Genomic DNA, 5,189 nt, shown 5'->3' with positions numbered 1-5,189 from the left:
GGTCTGCACGACGGACTGGCAACCGTATTCGATTGCGATTCTTTCAAATCAGTTGATTCATAGGGATCGGACACAATGTCATACAGTTCGACGTAGCTCGCGTCTTCGTTCGTCAGCAGTTTCCACTTGTTGCTCACCACGCAGTACGAAGCCCAGTGGTGCGGATGGTTTGCTCGCGGCGGCCAACGCGAAGCGAACTTCCAAAACAGCGGCTTGGAACGCCCGAAATTCGCTTCGCCTTTCAACGCAGAAACCTGGCTGACTCCATCGGGCAGGTAGTCCGCAGGCAACTTAACACCGGCGACATCACAAAAAGTCGGCAGCAGATCGACTCCGCTCATCATTGCCGAATCGTTGGTTTGTCCCGCGGCCACCTTTCCTGGCCAACGAACAATGAATGGCACATTGATGCCGCCTTCAAACAGCGACGCTTTGTATCCCTTGCGACCTGCCGTGATCCCTTTTGATGCACCGATACCAAAACCGGCTCCCGTCGCCGTGTCGTAGCTCAATTCCAATTTGGCATTGGCTGATCCGCGCGCCGGCCCATTGTCCGAACTGAAGACAACCAAGGTCTCATCCGTCAAACCCATTCGATCCAAAGCATCCAAGACTTCACCGATTCGATCATCCGCGTGCGACAACACCGCCGCATAAATCTCGTCGGCATCGTCCAACCCAAGTTCACGAAAACGCCAACGGTACTTGGGAATCACATGAAACGGAGTGTGTGGTTCATGAATCCAAAGGTTGACAAAGAATGGCTTGCCCTCAGCATGCGATGATTCAATGAACGCGATCGTTTCCTTCGCATCCTCATGAACCGGCATCTGCTCGCCTGAGCAATTGAATGCGCCGTATTGATCGTATCCATAAGCCGCTGGCGTGGGCGAATCAGGAATCATGTCGTTGGACAGGTGCCACTTACCAAAGTGCGCCGTTTGATAGCCGCCGGATTGGAGCAATCTTGGCAGAGTGACCGCGTTGGGATCCAACCAATCGGGCATGTTGCGTTTCGCGTTGCTGGGCACCCAAGCAAAATGGCCGTCGATGTTGTGCCGAGCCGGGAAGTGTCCCGTCATCACCGCCGTTCGGCTCGGGGAGCAGACTCCGCTGGCGACCGTGAATCGGTGGAAGTCTGTACCTTCCCGAGCCAAACGGTCGATGTTTGGTGTCTTCACATACGGATGCCCATGGCAGGACAAATCCCCCCAGCCCCAGTCGTCAGCGAAGATGAACAAGATGTTCGGGGGCCGCTGGCTGTCTTGATCCGCAGTTGCCCCAGCCGAACCGGACTCAGCCGAACCGGACTCAGCCGCGTTGGCTGTGACGCCACCCCACGCGATCAACGCGAGCAAAACGCTCGCATGAAGAACCGGCCCCAGCGAGCCCACTCGTTTCAAACCTTCCATTGAATTCACCATTTGCATTCACTCGAACCATTTTCATTTCAATGTCACTTCTTGCATTTCAATGTCACTTCGCCCCACGGACGCTACTCACCGGAATCAAGCTCCTTTTTCGCAGCTTTTCCGAGCGTCTGTTGTTCCGTGCGGTACTCACCGGGTGATTGCCCGGTCTCACGTTTGAAGACCGCTCCCAAACTCTCTTTGTGACTGTAGCCAGCAAGCGGAGCAATTTGTTCCAACGTCATGTCAGTTTCGGTCAGCAACTGGCGAACACGTTCCAATTGCGTCATCGTGATTTGATGATGAGGCGTGTGTCCCAGCACGTCGCGAAAACGTCGTTCGAGTTGTCGGCGCGAAAGTGAAGTGAACTCCACCACGTCACCGACATTGATCCCACTGCAAGCGTTCTGACGAATGAAGCGACACACTCGAGCCAGTTCCGCGTCTTCGACTGCAACGACCTTGGTCGACAATCGCTCCGTCACCGAAATCGGCGGGATGCGTTCGACCTCTGTGTCGGGCACCCATCCATTGAGCATTTGTTGCAAGATCTCAGCCGCTCGGTATCCCGCCAACTCCGCATTTGGCCGCACACTCGAAAGTGACGGATCACAGATCGAGCAAATGGTGTCGTCATCATCGACCCCGATCACCCCCACATCATCGGGTACCGCGATGTTGGCAAACCGACACGCGTTGAGAACCTGTTGGCCACGAATGTCGTTGCACACAAACAATCCAGTCGGCCGCTCCAACGTCGACAACCATTCGACCAAAGCCTCTTGTTCGACCACGCCGGCTCGTTCCAGCTCTCTCAATGTGATGCCAGGAGCGCCCGGCGATTGATGTTCGGTGAACGGGCAACCAGCTTTCTCGACTAATTTGCGAAACGCGCCCAACCTGGCGTCCGAATAAGTCGCGAATCGAAATCCGCAAAACGCAAAACGTCGAAAGCCGCGTTCCCAAAGATGTTCGAAGGCCATCTCAGCGATGCGTTGGTTGTCGGCGACAACTTGTGGCACGCCCGGAAATTTCCGGTTGCCTCGCACATCCACAATTGGCACTCGCAATTTTCGAAGAGGATCAATGCTGTGATGATCCAGCCGTGCGATCACACCATCGACACGTGTTCTTGAAATCCAATCGGGCACAACCGAATCGATCGTCATCTCTTCGTGCAACAAGGACCAATCGCCTTTCGTCCGCGCAAACAGCGAGATCCCTCGAAGAAGCTCGCGGCCGTAGGCCCGTGAGACCTCCACCAGCAATGCAATTTTGGGTCGTTGGCTGGAATTCACCGGATGTCGCCTCGGATTCGGAAAGAAGAGGTCGCAAAACGCCGCCAAGAGGACGCATATTATTACACCTAAGTGTCCACCCTGGAAATCTATACACATCACCGAGGTTAACAAACAGATTCTAGCGCCGCAAACAGCGTCATTAACGCGAAAATGATGCGTCCCACTCCACTCGACAAAGGGGTGTCGCAATCTTCTGCTCGCCAGTCGCAAAAATCAATCGTTTTGAAGAAATCCCACTGGATTATTGGTGCAGATTCCCCCTTCCTGTCTTTTTAAAGGTGTCTTCGTGCCAACTACTTCTCATCACAACGCGAAAAAATCAGCGTTCACGCTGGTCGAACTCTTGGTGGTCATCGCGATCATCGGTGTCTTGGTCGGGCTGCTATTACCAGCGGTCCAAGCGGCGCGCGAAGCGGCTCGGCGGATGAGCTGCAGCAACAATTTCAAACAAATCGGGCTCGCGATTCACAACTATCACTCCGCGTATGACCGGATTCCGGCCAACGGGATCGGCACCGTTTCCACTCCAAGCAGCGGCAGTGCGTGGTGGAACAGCAATGCAACGGCCAACAATCGCCGCTTGAGCACGCTGGTTGGAATCCTGCCATTTGTCGAACAGCAAGGATTGTGGGAACAGATCAGCAACCCCATGGATTTCGACGGTGACGGTGTGATCGACTTCCAAGCCATGGGGCCGACCCCGGACAACATTGATTACACGCCGTGGGCAACGGAGATCCCCGGCTTTCGTTGCCCAAGCGACCCGGGCGTTGGCTTGCCAGCACTCGGGCGATCGAACTACGCCTCCTGCTTGGGCGACGGATCTTGGGAAACCATGGTTGGCCCGTGGGACGGCGACTTGCTCGAACCTGTGTCCACCTATCGATTCACTCGTGCCCAGGCGGGGCACCGAGGTTTCTTTCGCCCTCGCGATGCACGCGGACGCTTTCGCGACATCTTGGATGGTCTGTCCAATACCATTGCGATGGGAGAGATTGCGACTTACCTCGGTGACCGAGACGCTCGCTTGAGTCTGCCCAATGATGGCGGGACCCTGGGCGGCAATGGAGCGGCCAACGCGGCCATCCGAGACAATCCAGGTGTGTGCGATACCTTTGTGGATCCGGCGCGTCCAACCACTTGGCTGAACGGTGCTTCTCGCGAAACTCGTGCACGTGGATTCCGTTGGGCCGACTTCAAACAAATCTTCAACGGATGCTTCACCATCCTTCCGCCAAACGACATCTACTGCGCCCGGCACAATGGTGATGACCTCTCGGGCACCGCCCCAATGTCCAGTCGCCATCAAGGCGGTGTGCACGTGCTGATGGGCGATGGTGCCGTGAAGTTCGTCACGGACTCGATCGATGCCGGCAACCGAAACCATGGCGATGTTTGGGTGAACGGAACGGGAGCACGTGCGCCCGGCAGCCAAAGTCCCTACGGATTGTGGGGAGCACTCGGTACTCGCGCGGCGAAAGAAGTGATCGACGAAGAATTCTGACCTGTCCGACGAAGTGACCGCCAATCAAGACGCGAGGTGTGATCAAGGCACAGCCCCCTGAGACACGCCTGCAGCCTTTTGACCCGGTCGAAGTCACTCATCCCGCGAAGGGCAACTTCGCCGAAGTTGCCCTTCGTTTTTCCGACAACTCCTCTTCGCGTCTTCGCAATCCCCAACCCACACGATCGACCGATGCTCCAATCTAAAAACTCGCTCACAAAACGATCTTCCTTGCGGTACACAATCACAATCGCATGTCTTGTTGGTTTCCTCGCCGGCTGCTCCGACGACTCACCCAAACCCGTTACCGAAGGTGCCGATCAGGCGGCCATCGAAGCATACAAAGCCAAGGAACGTGAATTGGAAATGGAATCCATGCAGTCCATGGAAGGAGACAAGGAACTGCCATAACGGCCACCGGACGGTGAAGGCCCGAAAATGCCGGATTCTGCCGACGGAAACCCACATCACGCGGCTGCCCCCGGCGGGCAACCGCGTGCTATCAGAGCCCCGCGTCAATCCATCGCGACCCGCGACAAGTGAAGACCACACTCAGCGATTGGCCTCCATTTCTTTTTCGCAACCGATGTTGACGCAAATCGTCAAATTGCTACCATCCTGAGAACCAGTCGCAATAAGCAACTGGTTTCAACAGCCAGCAAGCGATGCTAGGTGACTGACGTTCGGGCTGAATCACGGCCGCGAATTTCATGTCCCGGCGATGCCAGCCAGCCATGACAGAATGCCGCGAATTTTCTCGTGGCATCGCTCCCCGTCATCCTGGTTGGTCCCATGAAAAAGATCTCCGAAGAAACGCTGCAACGCGCCCGGATTGCTCACCTCCGCAGCGACTCCGATCAAGTCATCAGGCTTCTCGCGTCGGACAATGTCCTGACGCAATCCCATGATGACCTCGAGCCCGCTGTGTTGCTGGGGCTCGCACTTCATCAACGCGGCCGCACCTTGGAAGCCGCC

At 56.0% G+C, this 5,189-nt stretch carries 5 protein-coding genes; 2 read left to right on the top strand and 3 right to left on the bottom strand.

The genetic code is table 11. The features are described 5' to 3' along the window. Together ACF8AM_RS13155 and ACF8AM_RS13150 are read right to left on the bottom strand one after the other, a co-directional pair. Window positions 1-1,424, bottom strand: a 1,424-nt coding sequence (locus ACF8AM_RS13155) for a sulfatase (RefSeq protein ID WP_392556067.1), incomplete at its 3' end; no start/stop codon positions are given. Between the two features lie 71 nt (window positions 1,425-1,495). Beyond that, window positions 1,496-2,770 carry a substrate-binding domain-containing protein gene (locus ACF8AM_RS13150; protein WP_392556068.1) on the bottom strand — a complete coding sequence of 425 codons (1,275 nt, stop codon included), beginning with the start codon at window positions 2,768-2,770 and terminating at the stop codon, window positions 1,496-1,498. A gap of 226 nt (window positions 2,771-2,996) precedes the next feature. Here ACF8AM_RS13150 and ACF8AM_RS13145 point away from each other — a divergent pair, with 226 nt between their 5' ends. After that, complete coding sequence (locus ACF8AM_RS13145) at window positions 2,997-4,214, top strand: DUF1559 domain-containing protein (RefSeq protein ID WP_392556066.1); 1,218 nt, start codon at window positions 2,997-2,999, stop codon at window positions 4,212-4,214. 192 nt (window positions 4,215-4,406) lie between these two features. Further along, window positions 4,407-4,625 (top strand): hypothetical protein, encoded by a 219-nt coding sequence (locus tag ACF8AM_RS13140; RefSeq protein WP_392556065.1) that lies wholly within the window; start codon window positions 4,407-4,409, stop codon window positions 4,623-4,625. Window positions 4,626-4,922: 297 nt separating this feature from the next. Here ACF8AM_RS13140 and ACF8AM_RS13135 read toward each other — a convergent pair. Continuing rightward, window positions 4,923-5,189: hypothetical protein (locus ACF8AM_RS13135; protein ID WP_392556064.1), on the bottom strand; the 267-nt coding region annotated here is incomplete at its 5' end.

Source organism: Rhodopirellula sp. JB055, assembly GCF_043100905.1.
Lineage (GTDB): Bacteria > Planctomycetota > Planctomycetia > Pirellulales > Pirellulaceae > Rhodopirellula.
This window is presented reverse-complemented; position numbering and strand designations above follow the sequence as displayed.